This window comes from Rothia sp. HMSC067H10, assembly GCF_001810635.1.
Taxonomy (GTDB): Bacteria; Actinomycetota; Actinomycetes; order Actinomycetales; family Micrococcaceae; genus Rothia; species Rothia dentocariosa.
The window spans coordinates 250935-276458 of the sequence record NZ_KV802317.1; the positions used below are offsets into that span (position 1 = coordinate 250935).

Consider the following 25524-nt stretch of genomic DNA (forward strand, 5'->3'; position numbering starts at 1 on the left):
TCTCTTGTGCTATCTCAAACTTTTGGATATTTGATGACTATGAGAAGGAACACTGTTGAGTACCGTACTAGATGAAATTATTGGTGGAGTACGTGAGGATTTAGAGGATCGTCGTGCAAAACATCCTCTGGAAAAGGTGCAGGAGCTAGCGCTCTCTACGGCGCCAGCTCTTGACGCTGTATGCGCTTTACGTGGTGATGGCCGAACTGTGCGTATCATTTCAGAGGTGAAACGTTCGTCTCCATCGAAAGGTGTCCTGGGGGAAATAGCGGATCCAGCGGAACTAGCGGTGAAGTATCAGCGTGGAGGAGCAGCAGCTATTTCGGTGCTTACCGAAGAACGCCGTTTCGGCGGAAGCCTGGAGGATCTGGATGCGGTTCGTGCTCACGTCAGTATTCCCATATTGCGTAAAGATTTTATTGTTGATGAGTACCAGATTTGGGAGGCACGTGCACACGGCGCAGATCTGGTGCTTCTTATTGTTGCTGCTTTGGAAGAGGATACCTTGAGTGCTTTCTTAGAGCTTGCCGAATCGCTTGGTATGAATGCTCTCGTAGAAGCACATACTTCAGAAGAAATATCTATAGCTCAGCGTGTCGGAGCCAAAATTATAGGTATTAACGTTCGCAACCTAAAAACTCTTGAAGTCAAGAACGCGCATTATGCAGAGCTTGCGTCCGACCTGCCGGAAAGCGTTATTAAAGTTGCAGAATCTGGTGTATCTGGGCTGAGCGATGTACAGAACTACGCGCAGGCTGGTGCTGATGTCGTGCTTATTGGTGAGACTCTGGTCAAATCTGGAGACCCGGAGAAAACTGTACGTGAATTTTCGGCTGTACCTCATCTCTAATGCAGATTAGAGCTATCTTACGTAGATGACAGTTTTTCACATGTGAATAATCATAGGGCTTTTCTTTATATACGCTGACGCTATGTCATTCCGCGTAGAATAGTAAGAATACGAACAAGCCGTACCATGAGTTAAGTGTACAAACCTAACTCATGGATGAAAATAAAAGTACCCGGGAAGGACAACAATGAGCGAAAACCTGGCAGACGCATTTCTTGAGGGGAAATCCCTCAAAAATGCACCCGGTCCCTACTTCGGGCAATACGGTGGGCGATGGATGTCTGAGTCGTTAATTGCCGCCATGGATGAGCTTGAGTCTACCTTCCAGAATGCTAAGCAGGATCCAGAGTTTATTGCGGAATTTCAGCGACTCTCTGCTGAATACTCGAATCGTCCTTCATTGCTAACGGAAGTTCCGCGGTTCTCAAAGCACGCTGGGGCTCGGATCTTTCTGAAACGTGAAGATCTTAACCATACCGGTAGCCACAAGATTAACAATGTTTTAGGACAAGCACTTCTCGCAAAGCGCATGGGTAAGACACGTCTGATCGCAGAGACCGGTGCTGGTCAGCACGGTGTAGCAACGGCAACGGCTGCTGCGCTTTTCGGTATGGACTGTGTGATTTACATGGGTGAAGAAGATACCGAGCGGCAGGCTTTGAACGTGGCGCGTATGCAGCTTTTGGGCGCGAAAGTTATTGCCGTTCAGAATGGCTCCCGTACTCTGAAAGACGCTATTAATGAGGCTCTTCGAGACTGGGTCGCTAATGTCGAGAATACCCACTATCTGCTGGGTACAGCGGCGGGAGCACATCCTTTTCCTACTATGGTGCGTTTCTTTCATGATGCTATTGGCTCTGAAGCACGCGAACAAATTCAACAGATGACTGGGCGTCTTCCCCACGGAGTTTCTGCATGCGTTGGTGGGGGCTCAAACGCCATTGGAATCTTCCATGCATTCCTTGATGACCGCGATGTAAAACTTTACGGTTTTGAGGCGGGGGGAGACGGTGTAGAAACCGGACGTCACGCCGCAACTATTAATCTAGGCCGCCCAGGAATGCTTCACGGTGCCGTAACCTACCTGATGCAAGACGAAGATGGGCAAACTATAGAGTCGCATTCGATTTCTGCTGGCCTGGACTATCCCGGCGTTGGGCCCGAACACTCATACCTTTCAGACTTAGGCCGTGTCAGCTACCAGCCGGTGACCGATACTGAAGCTATGGATGCTTTTCAACTGCTTTGCCGTACTGAAGGTATTATTCCTGCCATCGAATCGGCGCATGCACTTGCCGGTGCGTTACGGGTCTGTCAGGAGTGGGCGCATCAAGATTCTGAGTCTGCCCGTGAAAAAATAATGGTGGTGTGCCTATCTGGTCGTGGCGATAAAGACATGGAGACCGCCTTGAAATGGTTCGATCTAGGGAAAGCAACCCCGTCATCTTCTCTCATGACAGGCAATAAAGAGGCAGTTGCTGAGAAGGCAGTGCAGGCAGAAAGCGAGGCGCACGCATGAGCTATCAAGACGCACAGCCGCATGCGGCAAAGTACGAAGTCCTTGACGGTACCTTCCCACCCCAAAACCCGAACTCGCTTCTCGTGCAGCGGTTACGCGAATGCAAAGAAGATGGGCGTGCAGCACTTATCGGGTACCTCCCCGCAGGTTTTCCCAACTTTGAAGATTCTGTGGCAGCAGCTATCGAATTAGGCAATAACGGTGCCGACATTATTGAGCTGGGCGTACCGTACTCGGATCCGGTCATGGACGGCCCCGTTATCCAGCATGCCACAGGTGCCGCATTAGAAGGCGGCTTCAAACTTTCTCGGGTTTTTGATGCTGTACGGCGCATTACCGAGGCAACCCAATCTGTCGTTGTCGTGATGACGTATTGGAACCCCGTACTTGCCTACGGTGTTGATAATTTTGCACGTGATCTTGCGGCTGCTGGAGGAGCTGGAATGATCACTCCAGATTTAGTACCCGATGAAGCATCGGCTTGGTTCGAAGCCTCTAAAAAATACGGGTTAGATCGTATTTTCTTGGCGGCGCTATCATCATCGCCTCAACGTTTAGAGACTATCGCTAAGGCTTCGAGCGGGTTCGTTTATGCCGTTTCTGTCATGGGCGTTACAGGGGCTCGCACCTCAGTCTCAGAAGCTGCCCAAGGACTTGTCGAAAACCTTCATGCTGCAGGTGCTGAATACGCATGTGTTGGTTTAGGCGTTTCAACTCGTGCCCATGTTGAAGAGATCGGAACTTATGCAGATGGTGTGATTGTAGGAACGGCACTTGTAAAAGCTCTAGCTGATGGAGGTCCTGCTGCGGTGGGAGCACTAACTCGTGAACTTGCAGGACGTGCATAGTATGAATGTTATATTATCGGAATCCTTTACCTCAGCAGTATCCCTTCCGCTGGCGTCAATTCCGTCGCCGAGTGTATCTTATCTTCAGCTTGGGCCGTTTCGTATCCATTTTTACGCACTTTGCATTTTAGCCGGAATAATCGTGTGTCTATGGCTTAGCGCTCGGCGCTGGGCACAAGTTGGCGGCACACGTGAGCGCGTATATGACGTGGCAATGTGGGCTATTCCCGCTGGAATTATTGGGGCGCGTGCTTACCATGTGCTCATTACAGACCCTGGCAGCTATTTTGGTCCCAATGTCTCTGATCCTTGGGCTTTCCTGAAGATTTGGGAAGGCGGCATCGGCATTATGGGAGCGGTGTCCGTAGGAGCCCTGGGGGCCTGGATTGCTTGTCGCCGATACCAGATTAACTATGCAGCATTTGCGGATGCAGTTGCACCAGGTATTATTTTGGCGCAGGCTTTTGGTCGTTGGGGCAATTGGTTTAATCAGGAGCTTTTCGGTAAGCCTACTACCCTTCCGTGGGGTTTGGAGATTAGTCAATCGAGTGGGAATTTTCCTGCTCAATATCCCGCAGGAACTCTCTTTCACCCCACATTCCTTTACGAATCATTGTGGAATCTTGTGGGCGCATTCCTTCTAATTTTCCTGGGGAATAGGTTCCTGAAGCGCGGACAAACTTTTTGGCTCTATGTGCTGTACTACGGTATTGGACGGTTCTTCATTGAAGTGTTCCTGCGTATTGATACCTCTGAAACACTTCTGGGGCTGCGGGTTCACGTGTGGACATCGGGTGCCCTGATTGTACTAGGGTTGATCGGCTTTGTTGCCGCTGGTATCCGCGCTAGGGCTAAAGCTGCAGCGGGCATTGCTGAAGCTCCAGTTCAGGGGCCATCTGTTCAGCATACCCCTAACTCAGAGAAGACTGCCGCCCAAGATTCGGATGAGGTTTCTAACCAGGGTAAAGAGACCTTGGAAGAATCTCGGATATCTGAAAAGAAGGTAACGGAAGAGAAGAAAGCTACAAAAGACAAAGAACCAGGCACCCACGAGGAGCCTGCAGATAGGGTTCAGACCGGTGATAAGCAGGATAAAGCTCCTGAGATCCCGTGGAAAAAATCTAAATCGTAAATTCCTGGACAACTAACCTTGGGTCCTCTTCACTATTTTAATGGTGGAGAGGACCTGACTTTTTCCTTGATGAAAGATAAAAGGAGGGGGTGGGCCGCACACACAAGACCCACCCCCTGCAACCGAATACGTTATCGGCGCGGCCTCGCACCCGCATCCGGAATCAAAAGACCGGAGGAGGAGAGAAAACCTCCGGCCAAGCTTATTTTGGTAACCTGCTATGCGATATCAGAGGAATTTGGATATTGCTTCAACAAGTGGTTTTAGAGACTCTCGGTTGGTGTAATCCGCATGGCCGGTTTTATAGCACTCAAGCATTTGCTGAATACCTTCGTTGGGGTTTGGATTAGCCATCAACCAGGCGCGAACCGGACCTTTAAGAGCGGTCTTATGAGCAAGTGAAAGTTCTGAAAAATCAATCCCACCACGTAAATGGAAAGTCGGGCGTCCATCGGTGAGTTCTGCGGTATAACTTTTAGCGACAGCCTTGTCGAGTAGTTTTTTGGAGTGCTCGCCTGTGAAGGAAACCGTGAAGAATGCAGTACGTTCCTTTTTAGGGAGAATAACGGGAACAATTTTCTTCTTGAGGCTGGGAGCGCCTGTAAGGAACCCACCGTAGTCGCTACCGCCAATAATAACGGAGTCTGCTGCTTCCACAAGTTCAGGGGTTACTTCTGTAGCCCGTAGAGTATCGACTTCAGGAGCCTGTGGTAATGCTCGCAGATCTTCTGCTAGCCAGTTCGCATAACGCTCGGTGTACCCATAGGTTGAACCGAAGATAATCAGCACACGAATGGTCACTGAAGCCTCCCAAAGCAAATTTGCATACAAGATACTAATTATTGATTCCAGTCTATGGCAGGTGGTGATAAATGTGAAATTGCTTAGCCAATACTGGCGTGTCGTTTTTATCACATGGAAGAAGGGGGCGAGCGATGAACATCAAGGTGTGTCATACATGATGTGGGCATATTTGTTTCTCGGACAGGAACGCTTGGCCATAGTTTCAAATGAGATGTCAGAAAACAACTAAAACCTAATTATTGTTCTGAGGGGCAGGTAGAGAGCATGTGAGTCTTGAGTGGGCAACATGGTTCGAGGTTAAAACAAGGATTTCCTGAAAATACCGAGAATTTTCCTCCCGAAAACGCTTGAGAAGGAATATACTAGAAGGGATGCATGCCGCACATGCCATGTTGTGTATACATGGTGTTGTGTGGGAATAATTGGGACTCCTGATGAGAAGGTTCCATTCATATTATGGGTATCTTTCTTAGAAGGTTCCACCCCAACACACGAAGGTTAGGTACATGAGGCGCGCAAAAATCGTTGCAACCATTGGTCCGGCTATTTCTTCTCCCGAAAAAATTGCGGAAGCGATCAAGGCGGGTATGAACGTTTCCCGTCTGAATATGAGTCACGGTGACCATGACGTTCACACTAACTCTTACACAACTATCCGTGAACAATCCGCGGCGTTGGGGAAAGAAGTAGCTATTCTCGCTGACCTGCAAGGTCCTAAGATCCGTTTGGAGCGCTTTGTAAACGGGGAAGAATATCTAAAGCCTGGCGCTGATTTTACGATTACTTCTGAGGACGTTGAGGGTACCAAAGATATCTGTGGTACGACTTATAAAGGTCTTCCTGGCGATGTGAAGCCCGGCGATAAACTTTTGCTGGATGACGGTAAGATCCAGCTGGAAGCCGTTGAAGTAACTCCAACTCGTGTTCGCACTCGTGTGATTGTAGGCGGACCTATTTCAAACAATAAAGGCATCAACCTTCCTGGAGCGGCCGTTTCTCTTCCCGCGCTGACCGAGAAGGATGAGGCTGACCTTCGTTTTGCCTTGAATTTGGGCGTAGATATTATTGCTCTTTCCTTTGTACGTAGCGGGAAAGACGTAAACCGCGTTCATGAGATCATGGCCGAAGAGGGTATCCGTATTCCGGTGATTGCCAAGATCGAAAAGCCTCAAGCCGTTGATAATCTGCAAGATATTATCGACAAGTTTGATGGCATCATGGTTGCCCGTGGCGACCTTGGCGTGGAACTGCCGTTCTCTGAGGTGCCACTGGTTCAGAAGAAAGCTATTGAGATGGCTCGTCGCTGGGCTAAGCCCGTTATCGTGGCAACTCAGGTACTTGAGTCCATGATCTCTAGCCCGACTCCTACGCGCGCGGAAGTCTCTGACTGTGCAAATGCAATCTTGGATGGCGCCGATGCGGTGATGCTCTCCGGCGAGACTTCGGTGGGCAATTACCCCATTATTACCATTGCGGCAATGGCCTCCATTATTCGTGATACTGAGGAAAAGGGTCTATACCGCGTACCACAGCTGGACCGTAAGCCCCGTACCCGTGGTGGTGCCATCACGCGTGCAGCTGTAAACATTGCGGAACAATTGGATGTAGATTACATTAGTACTTTTACCCAGACTGGTGACTCAGCACGCCGTTTAGCACGTCTACGCCCTGCGCAGCCGGTACTTGCTTTCACCCCCAACCCAAAGGTGCGTGCTTTTATCTCACTGTTGTGGGGCGTTGAAGCTGCGCATGCGCCGGTGGCGACCAACATTGACGGTACGACCGACATCGTAAATGACTACCTAGTGGAGCATAAGCTTGCAGAACCGGGTGATCTTATTGTGATTGCTGCAGGTTCCCCTCCCGGGGTGGCGGGATCAACCAATATGGTTAAGGTACACCGTATTAAGGAACAGGGTTCCGGTGAGCATGAGCCGGAAGAGCGTGAGCACCTGCGCCCCTACGGGGAAGACGAACACAAGTAAGGTTCTTCTTTATCGTGTAAACATTTTTCGAACTGAATCTATGAGAAGTCCCGCCTCTTTGATGCAGGAGGCGGGACTTTCTATATGCGGAAAGACCCACCATATGAGTTGCGGGTACCCAATCTATTGAACTGGAGCTCCAAGAAAATAAAAACTCGTCTCGAAACCATAACTATGGTCAAGACGAGTTTAGTAAATGTGCCCGAGGTGGGACTCGAACCCACACTCCGAAGAACCTGATTTTGAGTCAGGCGCGTCTGCCAATTCCGCCACTCGGGCTTGCACTCAAAGGTACGCATAAGATTCTACCCTATCGATTGGCAGAAAATCGAATTACAAAGAGTGAGAAATGTCCACAGTATTCTTTGAGTCCTCGACGATAGTTTTGCATCTAGACGAGAAACATACAAATTTCAACCTTATACAGTAGATGAAGTTTTATTAACTACTGTAGAATAAAGGCGACTGAAAATAGACCAAGGAGAGAGTTATGTCAGAGAAGACCGCTCACGAACACGAGGGAGAGCAGGTCTCGGCGCGCACCGTTGTGGTTGCCGAAGACGAAGCATTGATTCGCCTGGACATCGTCGAAATCCTGAAGGACCAAGGGTTCGAGGTCGTGGCAGAGACCGATAATGGTAAAACCGCTATCGAGCTTGCTAAAAAACACCATCCCGATTTGGTGCTCATGGATGTCAAAATGCCGATTATGGACGGTATTACAGCCGCCGAGGAAATCGGAAAGGAAAAAATAGCGCCTGTGGTGCTCCTGACCGCTTTCAGCCAGAAAGAGCTGGTGGATCGTGCTGTTGAAGCTGGGGCCATGGCATATGTGGTCAAGCCCTTTACTCCTAATGACCTTTTTCCCGCTATCGAGGTGGCGCTTTCTCGATATGAACAGCTGCGTACGCTAGAGAAAGAGGTCACAACTATTCGTGATCAGTTTGAGACTCGAAAGCTCGTAGATCGTGCCAAGTCTTTGCTTATCACCAAAATGAACCTCACCGAGCCCGAGGCATTCCGGTGGATTCAGAAGACCTCAATGGACCGTCGCCTCTCTATGCGAGAGGTATCCGATACTATTATCAAGCAGCTGTCTGAGTAATCTTCTTGGGACCTTAGTGTCAAGTCCCAAACGATGATTAGCTGCTGCTCTAGAATATAAAATTCAGGAGTGTGGATTTTCAGGACAACAAGACTCTTGTTGTCCTGAAAATCCACACTCCTGCTTTACGCTTTTATTTGCTCACGACAGCCTTGAAATGAATGTATTAGCGTCGCATTATACGGGTTATGTCGTCATCGTCATCACTACCATGAGGACCTTTAATCGGGCGTGCTGTTGGGGACCCAGCCCAGAGTAAAACGCCGGCTGCCATGAAAAGTCCTAACCACCAGAAACTTCCTGGATTTCCCATAGCGGCAACCCAACATACCAGTAGAGCAGCTATGGCTAAGGGCAATGTAATACGTTTTGCACGGACGATTTTTGGATAGCGTTTGGAATACGGTTGGCGCGCCATATCAATCCTCTATATGTCTGCTTTAGGGTCGTGGAATGATCATATTAGTTATACGAGCTGTACAAATAGTTCGATCGGACTCATCCATAATCTCTATAGTGTGTACGCAAACGGTACGTCCCAGCTTAACTGCCGTACAGATTCCCGTAACGTGGCCACTAATAGCGGGGCGCACGTGAGTTGCATTGAGATCTACCCCAACGGCTATGGAGTCAACTCCTCCATGGATACCTGCTGCTAATGAACCAAGAGTTTCTGCAAGAACAGCCGAGGCACCTCCGTGGAGCAAACCGACAGGCTGGGTATTCCCCTGCACAGGCATGGACGCCACAGCTCGCTCAGCAGTTAGCTCACTAAAGATAATTCCCATACGGGGGATTAGCTCTCCCAAACCCTTCGGAAAGAATTTATGAGCCTCTGCGGGTACACCGTACTCGTTGAGCTGCGCTATAAGGTCAGCAGATAGTTTAGGGGTAGATTCAGTCATGCCTTCAAGTGTACTCCCAGTGATAGGGTGGAGTAGAAAAAGAGCTCTTATCAAGTATCTGTTTGTCGGGATTGAGAAGAAACGAGATTCCTGCTTTGGAAGGTGTAAGAATATGGATGATCATGCACGTATCTATGAAGAATGGCATCGGTACGCTAAAAACCGTGATACTGAAGGACTGCTCAGCCTTTATGCTGAGGACGCAGTTTTTGAAAGCCCCCTCGTGCCAGCAATAATTCCCGGAGCTGGCGGCGGAGTTTTGCGGGGACGAGAAGCGATTAAGCATTTTCTGGAAGAGGGCACCCACCGTCGTCCGAATGAACTTGTACGTTGGTACCGCACGGGGGAGTATCTGACTAATGGGAAAACTTTGGTGTGGGAATATCCGCGAGAAACTCCTGAAGGAGAACAAATAGATATCTTAGAGCTCATGGAAATATCTGATGGGCTTATTGTGAATCATCGCATCTATTGGGGTTGGAAAGGATGTCAGCATATTAGCGAAGCACTCGTACGGAATAAGTAAGGTGTAAGTAAAGCTCCATATGAATAACGGGGTGCGCATCCAAGGTTTCTGGATGCGCACCCCGTCGTTTAGGTCAAGGCTATGCCGAAATTGCTTCTGCTTTTTCGATGTCTTCATCGCTAATCCCGGCAGTTGGATCAACCCCCAACATCTTAGAGATACGTTCGGTAAACGTTGCAATGGTGGCATCTCCGGTGACATTAGTTGCGGTACCGAAAGAGTCTTGCGCAAGGTACAGAGCAATCATGAGGGCGATCATGGATTCATTGAAACCAAGCATCGACTCCAGCAGCCCGATGGCGGTCATCACACCTCCGCCGGGTACACCCGGGGCCGCGACCATCATAATGCCTAGCATAAGCACTACTGGAGTTACCGAGGCAAAATTGGGATTTTGCCCGGTCATATACAGGACTGCGACTGCACATGAAGTAATCGTGATCATAGAACCCGAAAGGTGGATGGTAGCGCATAGCGGAATAGCGAAATCAACCACGCGAGGAGAAATACCAGCCTTCTTCGCGGATCGAACCGTTACCGGGATGGTAGCTGCTGAGGACTGAGTTCCAATGGCCGTGAAATAGGCGGGCATCATGGTCTTGAGCATCCTAAACGGGTTGCGTTTTGAAACGCTTCCGGCAACTGTGTACTGTAGCGTTAGCGTTATCCAGTGCAAGATAATGACCATAATGAATACCATGCCGAAGACCGAGAGAATCTTAGCAACCTGGCCTGCAAGGGTCATATTCGCAAAGACGCCCACGATATGGATGGGCAGAAGCGGGATAATAACGTAGCTGAGAAGCTTCTCAATGATAACTTGAAAATCCTCGAAGAGATTGAGCATGCTACGAGTCTTGAGGGCTGTTATTCCCAGACCTAGGATAAAGGACAGAATGAGTGCGCTCATCACTCCCATAATGGGGTCAAGCTCAAACTTGATGTATCCTGTCGAGAGTGCATTTTCAGGGTTATCAAAAGATTCTAACCGTTGCCCCTTCAACAAAATAGGGTACAGGAATAGTGCCGCCGTTAAAGCTAAAAATCCAGCAACAATACTGGAAAGATATGACAGAGCTACGGTAATGCCCAGCATCTTACCTGCACCTTGGGCTAGCGAACCAATTCCTGGAACGATAAAACCGATAATAATAAGCGGGATAGAGAAGCTCAGGAACGCACTGAAAACAGTAGAGAACGAGACAAAGATCTGAACTACAACATCGGTAGGGATAGAGGTACCCAGCCCGCTATTTATGCCACCGATCATCCCAGGAGTTGTAGCACCGATAAGAACACCTGCAAGAATTGCAATCGCAATCCAAGCAAGGAGAGGGATCTTTTTGAGTAGTTTCATAATTTCCTATGTGTGTTGGGACCGATAAGATCCATGCCGCTCATCCCCGGTATTCTCAGGGAACACTCAAGTATAGAGTTATATCCTAGCGTGAATGAATATGTTTATCCAGCGACAGGACAGACGTTCATGACATGAAAACGCCTAGCCGGTACTAGGCCTTTTAGAAGTTTTCAGGCGCGTTGCGTTCACTATCACTCCCGCCGTCGAAAACCTCTAGAATGGGATTGTGAGTAACTCAGAAAATACCCTGCTCCTTATTGATGGACATTCACTGGCCCTTCGCTCTTTCTTTGGCATCTATACAATGGCAGAGAAAACGGGAAACCATGTTTTTGTGCGAAGCGACGGGCAGCATACGGAAGCAGTTCATGCCTTCCTGTCTACCTTGCTGAACATTATTAAAGACCATAACCCTAGCCATATTGCGGTGGCATTCGATCTGCCCGGTGGTACTTTTCGCACGGAGGAATACAGCGAATATAAGAGCGGTCGTAACGTTATCCCTGAAGCCTTCGACGGGCAGCTTGATCTCATCAAGAAGATGCTCGGAGCTCTGAAAATCCCGGCGCTTACCCAGGAGAATTATGAGGCAGATGATATCGTCGCGACCCTGACACGGCAGGGATCAGAAGCTCAATACAAAGTGCTCATTCTTTCAGGAGACCGCGATATTTTCCAGCTTGTTACGGACGATGTTACATTGCTGTATCCCGTAACGACTGGTCCCTCCAAGGGTATTCAGCGTATGGATCCTGCAGCGGTTGAGAAAAAAACAAAAGTACCACCTCGGCTGTATCCGGATCTCGCTGCGCTCACCGGTGAACAAGCCGATAATCTGCCTGGAGTCCCCGGAGTTGGACCAGGCTTTGCTGCTAAATGGCTTCACGAGTACGGTGATCTTGAAGGTGTACTTGCTAATAGCGAGAACATCAAAGGTAAAAAAGGTGAGGCTCTGCGCGAAAACATTGAGAATGTGCGCAGGAACCGTCGCCTCAACCAGCTTGTTGACACGCTCAATTTGGATGTTGAGTTCGATCAAATGCGGTTTATTCCGGACCTTCAGGAGCTTGAAGCGTTCTTCGATGAAGTGGAATTCCGCACTATTCGTAAGCGGGCCCAGGATATATTAGGGCCTGTCATACGTGCTTTGGGCGCGCAAGCTCGTACCGCAGGTGAAGAACCCATGACAGATAACGGGGTTCCGAGTGGTCCCACCTTTGAGCCAATTCGTACCGATGAGGCGATCACTGTGACATCAGCCGCAGACTTTCGTGCATGGTGCGAGCATGCAGCCCACGTTGGGTATGGGCGTGACGCATCGGGTAATACCATTGAGGTTCCTGAAAGGCTTAAAGGCGCGGTTACGCTTTTCCCTGTGATTGATGTGCCTGTAGCCCGTGAAGGTGTGAAAGTTACCAAGACTAAGATTCGCGCTGCTGAAGAGAATCCGGTACTGCGAGGAATTATTCTGACCTCGAAAGAATCATCGCTGTGGATCAACCTGACGAATATTTCCGAGGATCTCGCCTCAGCATTTGCGGAGTGGGTTTCTGACCCTCAAATGCGTAAGATCGTGATGGATCTCAAAAATCAGCGGAAACTCTTACGTGAGTACGGGTATAAACTCGATGGAGCCATCGAAGATCCGTCACTATCCTCATATATGTGCGGATACATAGCAGCTACGAATCGTAGGCTCTTTGCTGAACGTATTGAGGATTTAGCTGAGAAATATCTTTGGATTCCCCAACAGGAATTCAGCGAACTTGTCTTCCCAGAGGAAGCACCCTCACTTTTTGAGATGCCCGGTGAAGAGAACCTACGTTACTTTACCCAGGTTTCACGGGTTATTCACGAACTGGCGCGTATTCTGCACTTCGAAATGCAAGAACAGGGCCAGCTTAAGATTTATGAAGATATTGAGCTGCCGCTTCTGTACGTTCTGGCTGATATGGAGCAGGCGGGTATCGCTGTCTCAGATGCCTTACTAAACGAGCTTAATGATACGTTTAGCTCACGCGCATCCATGGCCGAGGAACAGGCGAAAGTACTTATTGGCGGTGACGTCAATGGTGAGTCCCTCAATCTGGCATCTGTGAAACAGCTCCAAACTGTACTCTTTGAGAGGCTCGGTCTTCCGAAGACCCGCAAAATTAAGTCCGGGTATTCAACGGATTCAGAATCTGTGGCTGACTTGTTGACCAAAGTATCGCCGGAATCAGATGGTGCTCAATTCTTGATTGCGCTCCAGGCGTACCGAGATAATATCAAGCTCAAGCAGACTGTCGAAGGTCTACAAAAAGCGGCAGTCACAGATGGTCGTGTACACACTACTTTCCAGCAAAATGCTGCATCAACGGGGCGTCTTTCCTCGACGGCACCGAACCTGCAGAATATCCCAATCCGCACTGATGAAGGACGACGTATCCGCGGTGCCTTTATCGTGGCTCCAAAAGTTTTAGACGGTGTAGAGTATGAAGGTTTGCTCACCGCCGACTACTCGCAGATTGAGATGCGTATTATGGTGCATCTCGCCGCCGATGAGAAATTAATCCAGGCTTATGCGGATGGTGAAGACCTGCATCGGTACGTTGGCTCTGAGGTGTTCGGGGTTGCCCCCGAAGAGGTGACACCCCAGATGCGTGCGAAAGTTAAAGCAATGTCTTATGGATTGGCATACGGTCTTTCTCGGTTTGGTCTCGCAAAGCAGCTTAATATTAGTTCCGATGAGGCAGGAGAGTTGCGTACCAACTACTTCAAACGATTTGGTCGTGTGGGGCGTTTCCTGCGCGGGGTCGTCAAACAGGCTCATAACGACGGTTATACCGAAACTATTTATGGGCGCCGACGTTCACTGCCAGATCTTGACTCTCCAAACCGAACTCGACGTGAGGCAGCTGAACGAGCTGCCCTCAACGCTCCAATTCAGGGGACAGCTGCAGACATCATTAAAATCGCAATGATTAACATTCACCGCCGACTTCAAGAAGAGAATCTCAAGACCCGCATGCTCTTGCAGGTTCACGACGAGATTATCCTCGAAGTTGCCGTCGGTGAACGCGAAGCAGCGCAGCGCATCCTAGTAGAGGAGATGAGTGAAGCTATTGAGCTGAAGGTTCCTCTCGACGTGCAAGTTGGCTGGGGCAAGTCCTGGGAAGAAGCCGGACACTAGTCAGAAGCCGCGAAGAGAGATGAACGATGCCGTCGGACTTATTCGGAATATATTGCACACAGAATAGTGCAAGAAATACCCGCATCGATGCGCGTCGTTCATTGACGACACGCCCGAAAAACACGTACACTAGTAATCGCGTGTATCAGCATCCCTATGCACCAGAGGCATGTACCATACGCATCTTCCGGATGATACGCGCGGTAAGTATCCGTCAGACTCGACGTCACCTCTCGTGCTTTGAGTAGGAAACAGTAAGTGAGCGCTCGCAAACTTGCCGGAGACGTCGACCTATTATTAATCCAATTGGAGCCCTAACTACATGAGCACCAACATCCCTCAGGTCGCAATCAACGACATCGGCAACGAGGAAGAATTCCTCAAGGCAGTTGACGAGACCATCAAGTACTTCAACGATGGCGATCTCGTCTCCGGTCAGGTTGTTAAGGTTGATCACGACGAGGTTCTGCTCGACATCGGTTACAAGACCGAAGGCGTCATTCCCTCTCGCGAGCTTTCTATCAAGCACGATGTAGATCCCGGTGAAGTAGTCGCAGTTGGCGATGAAATCGAGGCTCTCGTCCTGACTAAGGAAGACAAGGAAGGTCGCCTGATCCTCTCCAAGAAGCGCGCACAATACGAGCGTGCATGGGGCGACATCGAAAAGATCAAGGAAAACGACGGCGTCGTCACCGGTACCGTTATTGAGGTTGTCAAGGGCGGTCTTATCCTTGACATTGGTCTGCGAGGCTTCCTGCCCGCATCCCTCGTTGAGATGCGTCGTGTTCGCGATCTTGCACCCTACATCGGTCAGCAGCTCGAAGCTAAGATCATCGAGCTTGACAAGAACCGCAACAATGTTGTTCTCTCTCGCCGTGCATGGCTTGAGCAGACTCAGTCCGAGGTTCGCTCCACTTTCCTCAACCAGCTCGAAAAGGGCCAGGTACGCGAAGGTGTTGTATCGTCTATCGTCAACTTCGGTGCCTTCGTCGATTTGGGTGGCGTGGACGGTCTGGTTCACGTTTCCGAACTCTCCTGGAAGCACATCGACCACCCCTCCGAGGTTGTCGAAGTTGGTCAGCCTGTAACCGTTGAAGTTCTTGAGGTTGATCTGGATCGTGAGCGTGTCTCGCTGTCCTTGAAGGCTACCCAGGAAGACCCGTGGCAGGCATTTGCTCGCACTCACGCTCTGGGTCAGATCGTACCCGGTAAGGTTACTAAGCTCGTTCCCTTCGGTGCGTTTGTTCGTGTTGAAGATGGTATTGAGGGTCTGGTTCATATCTCTGAGCTTGCTGTGCGCCATGTTGATTTGGCAGAGCAGGTTGTTTCGGTGGGCGAAGAGCTCTTCGTCAAGATCATTGATATTGATATGGATCGTCGTCGTATCTCCCTGTCCCTCAAGCAGGCTAACGAAGGCGTTGATCCCAACGCTACCGAGTTCGATCCCGCACTATACGGTATGGCAGCTGAATACGATGAAGCTGGCAACTACAAGTACCCCGAAGGCTTCGATCCCGAAGCTAACGAATGGCTTGAAGGCTTTGACGCACAGCGCGAGGCTTGGGAAGCACAGTATGCAGAAGCACAGGCTCGCTTCGAAGCACACAAGGTTCAGGTTGCTAAAGCACTTGAAGCTGACGCAGAGGCAGCCGCTGCTGCTCCCGTTGCCGCAGCTGAGCCAGCACCCGCATCATCTTACTCTTCCGATGAGAAGTCTTCCGCTGGCACTCTCGCATCTGACGAGGCTCTAGCAGAGCTGCGTAAGAAGCTGACTGGCAACTAAGGTTTACTCGTTTATGGAGTAGCCTCTAGTTTTAGAGCACAAATATCACGCGCGAGGGTTCCCAAACCTGGGGGACCCTCGCGTAGTATTGTACGCCTTTTCTCGTGTACCAGTTTTAGACCTCAGCACGTAGCTCGTTCCAGACCTTTTGAACCTGTGCTTGAGTATCTTCACGAGATCCACTATTGGTAATAACCCACCGAGCAATGTCGGCACGCTGCTGATCGGTGGCTTGAGCAGAAATGCGTGCTTGGGCTTCTGCATAGGACATATTCCGATATTTGCTAAGTCGCTCTAGACGAATGGGGAGATCTGTCTGTACCGCAATGACAGCATCAAATTCTGCAGCGCGTTGAGTCTCAACCAGGAGCGGAATATCATCAATGATAATGCCCGAAAAGTTGGGGGAGTTTACCGCATCGTCAACAATCTCAGAGGCGCGAGCACGAACTTTGGGATGCACAATAGCATTAAGTTTCTTTCGCTCTGCGTCATGGGCAAAGATACGTTCCGCTAAACGAGCACGATTAAGGGTTCCGTCTGCATTGAGGACGGACTCTCCGAAGAGGTTGACTGTGCGAGCAAGGACTTCCTGCCCAGGATCCATGAGTTCACGCGAGATCGCATCTGCATCAATAATAACGGCTCCTAGATCCCTGAACATCCGCGCGACTGTGCTTTTACCGCTTCCAATGCCGCCTGTCAGAGCGTAGCGACGGTACTGTGTAACGCCCATGAAACCCCTAGAATAGTAGTTGTGAGTACTCAAATGTTCCAAGAATCCCGCGCACAACGATACACAGTATTGCATGGAATAGCACCCTATGAGAGTCTTCTTGAGATTAAGCGTAGCGAATTTATTGGTCATGTTAAACGCGTATACACAACAGATGAGGCACGTGCTTACATAGATTCGCTTCGGAAGAGCTATCACGATGCCCGCCATGTGTGTTCGGCCTTTGTTCTTGGAGCGGACCGTGAAATTCAACGTTCATCGGACGATGGCGAGCCTGCCGGTACTGCCGGAATTCCAATGCTTCAAGCTCTTTTAGCACGCCAGACACGCATTGATGAGGGCGGTACTGACCTTTCTGATCTTGTGGCCGTTGTTGTGCGTTATTTTGGGGGTATCAAATTGGGCGCTGGCGGATTGGTGCGCGCCTATACCGATGCGGTGGTGCAGACTCTCGATAACGCCCATTTTGATTCTCGGGAACGGATGCGGGTAGGCACCGTTTTAGTTTCTCTGGCTGAGGTTGGGCGAGTGGAGAATGAGATTCGAGCATCAGGAATTGAAGTCTTAGGTACGGATTATCTTGTAGACGGCGCCCAGATCTCTCTAGGTGTTTTCGACCGGGAGCAGGAGAAGCGCGAGGCACAGGAACGTGTTATAGCAATAACTTCTGGTCGGGAAAATATCGTATGGGACGATACTCGGTGGGTAGATATTCCATGTTTTTAGCCCAGCCATATTAGATTTAGAGCATACCCTAAATTTTAAACTAGGCTAGGCATAGTATCTTGGTGCTGATTGTGGTACGTTGAATACGGTGCAGCATTGTCTGCCACATACACCGCAAGTGAAAGCCGAGAATTTTCCCGTGCATTTTAACTCTGAACAGCATAGCTCCATCACACATACGTCTAAGCCCGATATTGGACCTGCGACTGTTGAGCAGATTCTCAATGCTTATGCGCAGGGTAACCTAGATACGCTCCTGAACGTGTTGGCGCAGCGGCCGCATGATTTTGCGCAACAGCTTAACCGTATTTGCCGTGCTTTTCCTTCTGAAATTGAACGTATTGCAGTCACTCTTCAAGAAGTAGGCGAAAATCTTCCTCAAGGAACCCTAGTTCGCCTCTATAATCAGTATTCCAATGCGGCTCGCGGCGTGGGAGAGAAAATCTCTCAAGATAATTCTCGCATGCTGCATATCATCCAGACCCCTGTGGTAACTCGTGCTCATGCTGCCCGCCTGCTCCTAGCCCTAGAACTCTGTCTGGCACCTAAAATGCGTGGACTAATTGTGACCATGCCGCCTCAAGATTTTTACCAGCCTATGGAAGTCGAACCTCAGCCGGTCTCATGTAACCCAGCGCTCGATGGTGCAGTTAACCCCTTTATACCCAGTCTGTGGGAAACTTTTCCGTTGGGAAATTCCAATGAAGCTGTGGCGCTGAGTGCTACAGGTATACGCGAAATTCCTGACGGGTATGAACTATCTGTTATGCTCCTCGACGATGACTACCAACGCGTGCATACCATAGAGCGGGGTGCACCAGATACTTGCTTCTCATGTTTCTGGGATGAAGAAGTAGAAGATTCAGAGAACGATATTCGATGTGGGCTTGAGCTGGGATACCGTGTTGAAGAGTACGCTGAAATTAACGTGCACCGCGCCATGAAAATGGGGGCGCGGTACGTCGTAGTAACGGCTCTTGCAGGAGAGCGCTTTCCACAGAGCACTGATGAGGATGATACCTGTAATGCACCGTCGCAAAATGGTGCTCCACGGTTTGATTCTCGGGTTGCGCCAGATCTGCGATCTTTGATTATTACCCCGGATGAAAATATTCGCCCGGTTGCACATCGCGGTAATTTTCACGTTCTGGATGTTCCAGGGCGCACGGTTTGTGCCGTACTCGATCTTTATAAGCAACGAATTACTATGCCTGCGGTCGGCATTCCGATGAAAGCTGACGAAGACAATACGCTCGCCGCTCTCATAGGAGCGCTAAATGGTTACCTGCCCATGACAGTACGAGATTTCATGCAGCTATCGGGAGCTATAGTTAAATAAGTATCAAGTTTGGATCGTGTGGGATATTGGACCCATCAATTTCTTAGATGGTGGCATGCATCTTCCTAGAGTGAAACCCTCTGATTTCTCGAATACATCAACTAGAATAGATGTATGAGTCTTGCTCCGGAGATTAAACGAGTCGTAGCCCCTTTTGAAGTTGTCAGTCCATATCAGCCAGCTGGTGATCAGCCTAAGGCCATTGCTGAGCTTACTGAGCGCGTGGAGAACGGTGAAAAAGACATCGTTCTGATGGGTGCCACCGGCACCGGTAAATCTGCTACGGCGGCATGGCTGGTCGAATCTGTGCAGCGTCCTACGCTTGTTATGGTGCAGAATAAGACTCTTGCTGCCCAGTTAGCCAATGAACTGCGTGAGCTCTTGCCCAATAACGCAGTCGAGTATTTCGTCTCATACTATGACTACTATCAGCCTGAGGCATATGTTCCGCAGACGGATACTTTTATTGAGAAAGACTCCTCGATCAATGAAGAAGTAGAACGCCTGCGGCACTCTGCTACGAATTCCCTTTTGACTCGCCGCGATGTTGTTGTGGTCTCGACTGTATCGTGTATTTACGGTTTGGGTACGCCCGAAGAATATGTGGAGCAGATGGTCACTCTTGAGCGCGGGGATGAGATAGATCGTGATGACCTGCTGCGCCAATTCGTGAATATGCAGTACGCCCGCAACGACATGGATTTTCACCGTGGAACCTTTCGGGTTAGGGGCGATACTGTCGAAATCATCCCTATGTACGAAGAGCATGCTATTCGTATTGAATTCTTCGGCGATGAGATTGAGGCTATTTATACTCTGCACCCGCTCACGGGTGAGGTTATTCGAGAGGAAGACGAGATGTATGTCTTCCCAGCGAGCCACTATGTTGCCGGTCCTGAGCGCATGGCTCGCGCTATTGCCTCTATCGAAGACGAACTCCAGGAACGTTTACAAACGCTAGAATCTCAGGGGAAGCTGCTGGAGGCACAGCGACTACGTATGCGTACCACCTATGACCTTGAGATGATGGAACAGATGGGGTTCACCAGCGGTATTGAGAACTATTCACGCCATATCGACGGTCGTTCAGCAGGTTCGGCTCCGCATTGTCTGTTAGACTATTTCCCCAATGATTTCCTGCTTATTATCGACGAGTCACACGTGACGGTACCTCAAATCGGTGCCATGTACGAGGGCGATATGTCTCGTAAACGTACGCTCGTGGAACATGGGTTCCGTCTGCCTTCTGCCATGGACAACCGCCCTCTAAAATGGGATGAATTCTTAGAGCGCATAGGGCAAACTATTTATCTTTCGGCTACTCCCGGCAAGTATGAGCTTTCACAGGCTGATGGTTATGTTGAACAGATTATTCGTCCAACAGGACTGGTGGACCCAGAGATTATTGTAAAGCCTACGAAGGGGCAGATTGACGACCTTCTTGAACAAATTCAAGAGCGTACTGAACGCGACGAGCGTGTTTTGGTGACGACTCTAACCAAACGTATGGCAGAAGACTTGACCGAGTATTTGGTGCAGCATGGAGTACGTGTGCAATATTTGCACTCCGATGTAGATACTCTCAAACGCGTAGAGCTGTTACGTGAGCTTCGCCTGGGCACTTTTGATGTTCTGGTAGGTATTAATCTGCTTCGTGAGGGACTGGACCTTCCTGAGGTTTCACTGGTGGCTATTTTGGACGCTGATAAAGAAGGATTCTTACGTTCGACGACCTCGCTCATCCAGACGATTGGTCGTGCAGCGCGTAACGTCTCGGGGCAGGTACATATGTATGCAGATACTGTTACCGATTCAATGCGTACTGCTATTGACGAGACGAACCGTCGTCGAGAGATTCAGCAGGCGTATAACCGGAAGCATGGCATAGATCCGCAGCCTCTGAGGAAGAAAATTGCGGATATTACAGATGTTCTCGCTCGCGAAGAGGAAGACACACATGAGCTTTTGCAATTACGCAAGAGCGGTAAGAAAGGTTCTCGAACAGTTGAAGCCGGAGCGAAGACAGGGTCAAGTACTTCCTCGAAGATCGTAGCAAGTACTCCAGAGTCGGATGCTCTTCTTGCCAAAGCTCAAGACCGTGTTCGCGCCGATGGCCTCGCAGCTGAGCCTGCTGAGGATCTGTTGGAACTTATCGAACAATTGAGTGAGCAGATGCGTCTGGCTGCAGAAAACCTGCAGTTTGAGTTAGCGGCACGTTTACGTGATGAACTTACCGATCTCAAAAAAGAATTTCGGCAGATGCGAGAAGCTGGGCATGCGTAATGTCTTATTAAGAATGAAAATATAAAGGTTCAACCTTATACTTGTTGAGATATTGTGTTTTGTCCTAAAATTTAGAATATTGCTTCGATGAAGATATGCGTTATTTTCGCTTCACAGATGTATAGGAATTTGCGCGTTATAATTACCTGTTAGCAGAGAAGCAATTACACTCACTCACAAGATATGCATAGGCATTCAAGGAGAAGCTTTTGCCCAGAAATAAGTCAATACCTATTAATCGACGTGCTGTGGCTAAGGGCGTCGCATGGGCTACCCCGGTAGTGGTCGCTTCTACAGCGGTTCCAGCAGTTGCTGCATCCCGATGTGATCCTAAGAGCGCCCCTGGATTTCGCCAGGCGGGTTCGTGGGCCATTAAGAATCCAGACAGAGGAAAACTCAAGTCCGCTGGATCTAATCGTCCGAGCACGTTTCATGGAAAAGAATATTGGATTTCAAATACAACTGCTTTAGGCGAAGAACCCGCTACTATTAGGATTACTGCGGGGTTTGAATCAGGAGCTGATGACAGCAGTATTTTAAATACTGAATGTGGTATGTATCGTGTACGTATCTATATGACGGCTATAGAAACACGAGCAGCTTCCGGAGAATACCGTGGTAATCCTAAAGTAACTATTACCCTGAGAGATCCTCGAGGAAAACTTATTAACGGGAAAACTCTTCGATATACCACTGACCCCGCTGGACAACCTGGGGGGTTTATTTCAGTTCCCTTAGGTGAAGATATACAGGCACAAGAATGGACTCTCAAAGCAATTCCTGGAGTCTATAGGTTTGAGGCTGTCTTTGACGTTCCTGCCGAGGGTCTGGAGTCTCGTCGAGTCCAGAATCGTGGTCTTGGCTTTACTGTGCCAATTTTTGAGCCAATGTAAAGTAGATTATTTTGCATAACCTTGTACATGCACAGAAAGATAATAATGTCGTAGTGCATATGCATAGATTTACACGTATGCCTACACTCTGGATTTGTTCTTGTTCCATAAGGGTTTAGGTGGTCATCAAAACTTGAAAGAAGGAACAATACCTGTGCGAACCGGTGCGTCGCAGAGCTGCGATTACAAGGCAAATCGCCGCACTGTTACTAAAGGTATAGCCTGGGCGGTACCTGCAGTGCTGTCAGCAGTGACAGTACCAGCTTTTGCAGCTTCCGGCTGTGAAGATGTACCTGGACCCAGTTTTGCCCAGCTGGAGCGGTGGTCTATCTCCAATCCTACATCCGGGGAACTGATATCGCCTGCCTCGAATGGGATAAAAATTATTGGTGGGCAGGAATACTGGATGTCGGAAAGCACCGCAGCAGGCAATGAAAAAGCGAGTATTATTTTGCGCACTGCGTACCGTGCTGGCTACGATTCAGAAGCTCAGCTACGACCAGGATGTCGGTATTCTTTTAAATACTCTGTAGCGGCACATGACGCAGACCATGGTAGGCGCAAAGGCAAAGGTGACGTCAAGTTGGATGTTTACCTCTATGACCCTGATGGGGTCCAGGTGCGTAACAGTGGGCATACCTATACGACAAAGCCGAGACAGAACACTAACAAATCAACCTCTGTTCCTCTTGGCGGGCAGGTGTCTGCGCATGAGGTTTATGTAACTGCTCAGGAGGGGCTTTACCGTCTCGAAACTGTTATTACTGTTGCCGCAGAAGAAAAACGGCACGATAAAGTCGTAGCCCGAGCAATCGGAATTACCTCACCCTGCTTTGAATTTGCGGGGTAGATGCTTCCTGCCTAGGGAAAACTATGAGGCAACAACGTTCTGATCGTAACGTTCGCGGGCGGCGAGAACTGCATTCATATTAGTTTCTGCCCACTGGCGTAAAGCATTCATCGGGGCAATAAGTGTATTACCAAGCGGAGTTAATGAATAATCTACACGTGGTGGCATGGAAGCCGTGACCGCGCGGGTGAGCAGGCCATCGCGCTCCATGGAGCGCAAAGTCTGGGTAAGAACTTTGGGGGATAACCCTTCGATATGATCCTTAATCTCCCCAAAACGAGCACTTGGCTGATCGGCAAGAACAGCAACAATCATAGGAGTCCAGCGGTCCGTAAGATGTCGCAATACAGTACGTGAAGGACACGCGCTAGCCAGAATATTGGCGGGGGCTCCATTATGTGATGTCAGAGTTGCAGCCATAACTACTTTCCAGTCCAAAAATTGAGAAAGTTTCTATAATTACCTTGAGGTATCTGGTTACTAAAGGATACTATTGTCTCGGAAGCCCGGCAAGCTGGGGGAGTACAAGACAAAAATCCGAGCTATTGGCGTGCTTGGAAACAGGAAAGGATATACAGATGAACATCGCGGTTATTGGGGCAACCGGCATGGTCGGGGAGCGCACTGTGGCAGAGGCAGTTGCGCGCGGGCATCAGGTCGATGCATACAGCCGTTCTGGCAATGCTGTACCCGGTGCAGAAAGCAAAACTGTTGATCTAGCTAACACCGACGAACTTGTCTCAATCGTTAACGGTCACGACGTTACCATTATTGCTGTTTCTGCCGGTCGCGGTACTTCTGCAGATCCGGTTATCAACGCCCATAAGGCGCTAATTGCAGCCAAGCCTGCTGGTCGTCTACTGATTGTAGGTGGTGCCGGTTCCCTCATGGACGAAAATGGTGTGCGTCTCGTTGATACCGCTGGGTTCCCCGAGGCGTACAAAAATGAAGCCAAAGCTTTCTGTCAGATCCTTGAAGAATACCGAGCATCCGACGGGCTAGCTTGGACGTTGCTTTCCCCCGCACCTCTTATCCGTCCCGGTGAGCGCACCGGAAAATACAATGTATCGCTTGACACTCCTGCTGGTACTGAGATTAGTGCTGAGGATTTTGCTGTTGCTCTGCTTGACGAAGCGGAAACCCCGAAACATCCTGGTGTTCGTTTTACCGTTGCTCACTAAAATGTAGGGTTGGAAATACTAAAATCCGGTACAGCTTCTTAAGAAGCTGTACCGGATTTTAGTATTCACAAAGAATTTACTGATTATGGACCTCGGCTAGCATATTCTTCAAATGGCCCAAAATAGTGAGTGGATCGGAACCAAAACCATCATGATGATGAGTTTTTGAGGTCCACACCTGAGTATTACCCACCCAGCGGGCTGTCTCCATTGAGTTCTCAAAATCCACATAAATATCTGGATTGTAAGCTGCAGCAACTACCGGAACCTCATTCCGATGCAACTGTTCATGATCGTAGAGTCGGCCCCAGTCTTTCTTCTCCGCAAGAATTTGCGCAACATCTGCCAGAGGGTGCAGGGCAGGATCTTCTTCGTAGTACCACGGAAAAATATGCTCGCCCGTGAAGAAGAGAGTATCGGCCTCAGGAGAAAACTCGGGGCGCTGTGCCGCTACCCGTGCCGCTGCCCAATTAGTGGGGGCGGGCGAAGGTGAGAGCTCATAACCCGCAATGCCCGGCAAGGTACCGTCAGCGGGACCATCTGCATAGATCGTCTCATGCATGAGGGCGTAGAGAGGATTTGCCAGGAAAGAAACTTCGCTGCTCATAGATGAGAGGAACTGATCTGAGAGGCGATCGTCTCCTTCAGCGAAAGCAGTTTCTAAGAAGTAGTGCAGACCGCGCTCGCGCCAGCGCCCACCTAAATAGTGACCAGCCATCTGAAAACGGTGATCGGTCAGGCGTTCACCCGTGGGAAGGTACTCTTCGTGGGTCCGCAGATGTTCTGCGATGCGAGTAGCGAGAGCTGCATCCTCGGGGAACCACTCATAGTATTCCTTGTTACGCTCAGCCATACGATCGAAGGTATGCTGGTACACGTTGTCTACTGTGGTGCGAATTGGTGCCAAACCCGCAGTAATCCTCGAATCACGCAGTGATTGTGGGGCGAAGGACAGGTAAGACAGAGTCAAGAATCCGCCGAAGGACTGACCGATGGTTGACCACCGCTTGTCCTTACGGCTGGCGAGCAAGACCTCGCGTATAGCTTCCGCATCTGCGATGATAGAGTCTGCTCGGAAAAGCTCAACATATTCGGCCTGAATCTGGGGGTCACCCACCGCTGTAATGTTGCGTGCGGATAGGGGAGAAGACATACCGGTACCACGCTGATCCAGCAGGATAACGCGGTGAGTTTTAGCCAGCTCGGCTATCCACCCACCGATGGAACCGGTCTTAGGGGAACCAAACCCAGGACCGCCCTGTAGATAGACGATATAGGGACGCTTCTCGACGGGAAGAGTCAGAGTCTCGCTTGTATTGATGACTTCACGAGCAAAAATTTTGATGCTTTGATCTGCAAAACGTGAAGATAGCGCGGCATCACGCCCTTTAGAAAAAATCAGACCGTGAGTGAGCGGAACCTGAAACCAATGGTCGATAATTTCGTATCCATCATGTTTGACGACAGTGCCTTGGCGGTATTCAACTTGAGGAAGTGCAGAAATGGTCAACGGTGAACCTTCTTTCG

21 protein-coding genes and 1 tRNA gene are annotated in these 25524 nt (G+C 49.6%); 15 read left to right on the plus strand and 7 right to left on the minus strand.

Going from position 1 to position 25524, the window contains the following annotated elements; translation table 11 throughout:
* The first annotated feature begins 55 nt into the window (after window positions 1-55).
* The 4 genes from trpC (at window position 56) to lgt (ending at window position 4349) form a co-directional block, all read left to right on the plus strand.
* Complete coding sequence (trpC, locus tag HMPREF2756_RS08170) at window positions 56-850, plus strand: indole-3-glycerol phosphate synthase TrpC (protein ID WP_070620170.1); 795 nt, start codon at window positions 56-58, stop codon at window positions 848-850.
* Window positions 851-1037: 187 nt separating this feature from the next.
* Window positions 1038-2369: a tryptophan synthase subunit beta gene (gene trpB / locus HMPREF2756_RS08175; RefSeq protein WP_070620173.1), complete on the plus strand. Its 1332-nt coding sequence runs from the start codon at window positions 1038-1040 to the stop codon at window positions 2367-2369.
* On the plus strand, window positions 2366-3217 hold the full coding sequence (gene trpA / locus HMPREF2756_RS08180) for a tryptophan synthase subunit alpha (RefSeq protein WP_070620176.1): 852 nt from the start codon (window positions 2366-2368) through the stop codon (window positions 3215-3217). The genes trpB and trpA overlap by 4 nt, the downstream gene beginning before the upstream one ends.
* 1 nt (window position 3218) lies before the next feature.
* A complete protein-coding gene (lgt, locus tag HMPREF2756_RS08185) occupies window positions 3219-4349 on the plus strand; it encodes a prolipoprotein diacylglyceryl transferase (protein ID WP_083301701.1) in 1131 nt (376 codons plus the stop codon).
* Between the two features lie 228 nt (window positions 4350-4577).
* Here lgt and HMPREF2756_RS08190 read toward each other — a convergent pair whose 3' ends face one another.
* The gene (locus tag HMPREF2756_RS08190) at window positions 4578-5150 is read right to left on the minus strand and encodes a flavodoxin domain-containing protein (protein WP_070620183.1); all 573 of its coding nucleotides are present in this window, start codon (window positions 5148-5150) and stop codon (window positions 4578-4580) included.
* Between the two features lie 509 nt (window positions 5151-5659).
* Between HMPREF2756_RS08190 and pyk the strand changes: the two genes are divergently transcribed.
* Entirely contained in the window at window positions 5660-7138 is a 1479-nt protein-coding gene (gene pyk, locus HMPREF2756_RS08200) for a pyruvate kinase (RefSeq protein WP_013398979.1), read from the plus strand.
* A gap of 199 nt (window positions 7139-7337) precedes the next feature.
* Here pyk and HMPREF2756_RS08205 read toward each other — a convergent pair.
* Window positions 7338-7417 (minus strand) — tRNA-Leu (locus HMPREF2756_RS08205).
* 211 nt (window positions 7418-7628) lie between these two features.
* Here HMPREF2756_RS08205 and HMPREF2756_RS08210 point away from each other — a divergent pair.
* Window positions 7629-8243, plus strand: a complete 615-nt coding sequence (locus tag HMPREF2756_RS08210) for an ANTAR domain-containing response regulator (protein WP_048754317.1) — start codon at window positions 7629-7631, stop codon at window positions 8241-8243.
* Window positions 8244-8683: 440 nt separating this feature from the next.
* Here the strand turns inward: HMPREF2756_RS08210 and HMPREF2756_RS08215 are convergent, their stop codons facing one another.
* Window positions 8684-9148 (minus strand): PaaI family thioesterase, encoded by a 465-nt coding sequence (locus HMPREF2756_RS08215; protein WP_037231482.1) that lies wholly within the window; start codon window positions 9146-9148, stop codon window positions 8684-8686.
* Between the two features lie 112 nt (window positions 9149-9260).
* Here HMPREF2756_RS08215 and HMPREF2756_RS08220 point away from each other — a divergent pair, with 112 nt between their 5' ends.
* On the plus strand, window positions 9261-9674 hold the full coding sequence (locus HMPREF2756_RS08220) for a nuclear transport factor 2 family protein (protein WP_037230878.1): 414 nt from the start codon (window positions 9261-9263) through the stop codon (window positions 9672-9674).
* Between the two features lie 79 nt (window positions 9675-9753).
* Here the strand turns inward: HMPREF2756_RS08220 and HMPREF2756_RS08225 are convergent, their stop codons facing one another.
* The gene (locus HMPREF2756_RS08225) at window positions 9754-11031 is read right to left on the minus strand and encodes a dicarboxylate/amino acid:cation symporter (protein WP_070620188.1); all 1278 of its coding nucleotides are present in this window, start codon (window positions 11029-11031) and stop codon (window positions 9754-9756) included.
* A gap of 229 nt (window positions 11032-11260) precedes the next feature.
* Between HMPREF2756_RS08225 and polA the strand changes: the two genes are divergently transcribed.
* On the plus strand, window positions 11261-14206 hold the full coding sequence (gene polA / locus HMPREF2756_RS08230; protein ID WP_083301702.1) for a DNA polymerase I: 2946 nt from the start codon (window positions 11261-11263) through the stop codon (window positions 14204-14206).
* 322 nt (window positions 14207-14528) lie between these two features.
* A complete protein-coding gene (gene rpsA / locus HMPREF2756_RS08235) occupies window positions 14529-15989 on the plus strand; it encodes a 30S ribosomal protein S1 (protein WP_004004572.1) in 1461 nt (486 codons plus the stop codon).
* A gap of 115 nt (window positions 15990-16104) precedes the next feature.
* Here rpsA and coaE read toward each other — a convergent pair whose 3' ends face one another.
* Entirely contained in the window at window positions 16105-16725 is a 621-nt protein-coding gene (coaE, locus tag HMPREF2756_RS08240; RefSeq protein WP_246825897.1) for a dephospho-CoA kinase, read from the minus strand.
* A 33-nt stretch (window positions 16726-16758) separates the two neighbouring features.
* On the opposite strand from coaE, the gene HMPREF2756_RS11550 reads away from it, so the two are divergent.
* From HMPREF2756_RS11550 to HMPREF2756_RS08260, 5 genes are all read left to right on the plus strand, one after another.
* A complete protein-coding gene (locus HMPREF2756_RS11550) occupies window positions 16759-17451 on the plus strand; it encodes an IMPACT family protein (protein ID WP_246825941.1) in 693 nt (230 codons plus the stop codon).
* A gap of 139 nt (window positions 17452-17590) precedes the next feature.
* Window positions 17591-18790, plus strand: a complete 1200-nt coding sequence (locus tag HMPREF2756_RS08250) for a hypothetical protein (RefSeq protein WP_246825898.1) — start codon at window positions 17591-17593, stop codon at window positions 18788-18790.
* Window positions 18791-18904: 114 nt separating this feature from the next.
* Window positions 18905-21073, plus strand: coding sequence for an excinuclease ABC subunit UvrB (uvrB, locus tag HMPREF2756_RS08255; RefSeq protein WP_070620200.1), 2169 nt, complete (start codon window positions 18905-18907; stop codon window positions 21071-21073).
* Between the two features lie 209 nt (window positions 21074-21282).
* Window positions 21283-21966: a transcriptional initiation protein Tat gene (locus HMPREF2756_RS11055; RefSeq protein ID WP_083301704.1), complete on the plus strand. Its 684-nt coding sequence runs from the start codon at window positions 21283-21285 to the stop codon at window positions 21964-21966.
* Window positions 21967-22120: 154 nt separating this feature from the next.
* Window positions 22121-22816, plus strand: coding sequence for a hypothetical protein (locus HMPREF2756_RS08260; protein WP_070620203.1), 696 nt, complete (start codon window positions 22121-22123; stop codon window positions 22814-22816).
* Window positions 22817-22837: 21 nt separating this feature from the next.
* On the opposite strand, the gene HMPREF2756_RS08265 is transcribed toward HMPREF2756_RS08260, so the two are convergent.
* Window positions 22838-23236 (minus strand): winged helix-turn-helix transcriptional regulator, encoded by a 399-nt coding sequence (locus tag HMPREF2756_RS08265; RefSeq protein ID WP_070620207.1) that lies wholly within the window; start codon window positions 23234-23236, stop codon window positions 22838-22840.
* Window positions 23237-23394: 158 nt separating this feature from the next.
* Here HMPREF2756_RS08265 and HMPREF2756_RS08270 point away from each other — a divergent pair, with 158 nt between their 5' ends.
* Window positions 23395-23997, plus strand: a complete 603-nt coding sequence (locus HMPREF2756_RS08270; RefSeq protein WP_013398991.1) for an NAD(P)-dependent oxidoreductase — start codon at window positions 23395-23397, stop codon at window positions 23995-23997.
* Window positions 23998-24073: 76 nt separating this feature from the next.
* Here the strand turns inward: HMPREF2756_RS08270 and HMPREF2756_RS08275 are convergent, their stop codons facing one another.
* A complete protein-coding gene (locus tag HMPREF2756_RS08275) occupies window positions 24074-25507 on the minus strand; it encodes an alpha/beta fold hydrolase (RefSeq protein ID WP_070620210.1) in 1434 nt (477 codons plus the stop codon).
* Window positions 25508-25524: the final 17 nt, after the last annotated feature.

What these genes read in the sequence shown, in the direction of transcription:
- trpB (WP_070620173.1), top strand. Translation starts at nt 1,038, where the DNA reads ATGAGCGAAAACCTGGCAGACGCATTTCTTGAGGGGAAATCCCTCAAA.
- trpA (WP_070620176.1), top strand. Translation starts at nt 2,366, where the DNA reads ATGAGCTATCAAGACGCACAGCCGCATGCGGCAAAGTACGAAGTCCTT.
- lgt (WP_083301701.1), top strand. Translation starts at nt 3,219, where the DNA reads ATGAATGTTATATTATCGGAATCCTTTACCTCAGCAGTATCCCTTCCG.
- pyk (WP_013398979.1), top strand. Translation starts at nt 5,660, where the DNA reads ATGAGGCGCGCAAAAATCGTTGCAACCATTGGTCCGGCTATTTCTTCT.
- HMPREF2756_RS08210 (WP_048754317.1), top strand. Translation starts at nt 7,629, where the DNA reads ATGTCAGAGAAGACCGCTCACGAACACGAGGGAGAGCAGGTCTCGGCG.
- HMPREF2756_RS08215 (WP_037231482.1), bottom strand. Translation starts at nt 9,148, where the DNA reads ATGACTGAATCTACCCCTAAACTATCTGCTGACCTTATAGCGCAGCTC.
- HMPREF2756_RS08220 (WP_037230878.1), top strand. Translation starts at nt 9,261, where the DNA reads ATGGATGATCATGCACGTATCTATGAAGAATGGCATCGGTACGCTAAA.
- HMPREF2756_RS08225 (WP_070620188.1), bottom strand. Translation starts at nt 11,031, where the DNA reads ATGAAACTACTCAAAAAGATCCCTCTCCTTGCTTGGATTGCGATTGCA.
- rpsA (WP_004004572.1), top strand. Translation starts at nt 14,529, where the DNA reads ATGAGCACCAACATCCCTCAGGTCGCAATCAACGACATCGGCAACGAG.
- coaE (WP_246825897.1), bottom strand. Translation starts at nt 16,725, where the DNA reads ATGGGCGTTACACAGTACCGTCGCTACGCTCTGACAGGCGGCATTGGA.
- HMPREF2756_RS11550 (WP_246825941.1), top strand. Translation starts at nt 16,759, where the DNA reads ATGTTCCAAGAATCCCGCGCACAACGATACACAGTATTGCATGGAATA.
- uvrB (WP_070620200.1), top strand. Translation starts at nt 18,905, where the DNA reads ATGAGTCTTGCTCCGGAGATTAAACGAGTCGTAGCCCCTTTTGAAGTT.
- HMPREF2756_RS08265 (WP_070620207.1), bottom strand. Translation starts at nt 23,236, where the DNA reads ATGGCTGCAACTCTGACATCACATAATGGAGCCCCCGCCAATATTCTG.
- HMPREF2756_RS08270 (WP_013398991.1), top strand. Translation starts at nt 23,395, where the DNA reads ATGAACATCGCGGTTATTGGGGCAACCGGCATGGTCGGGGAGCGCACT.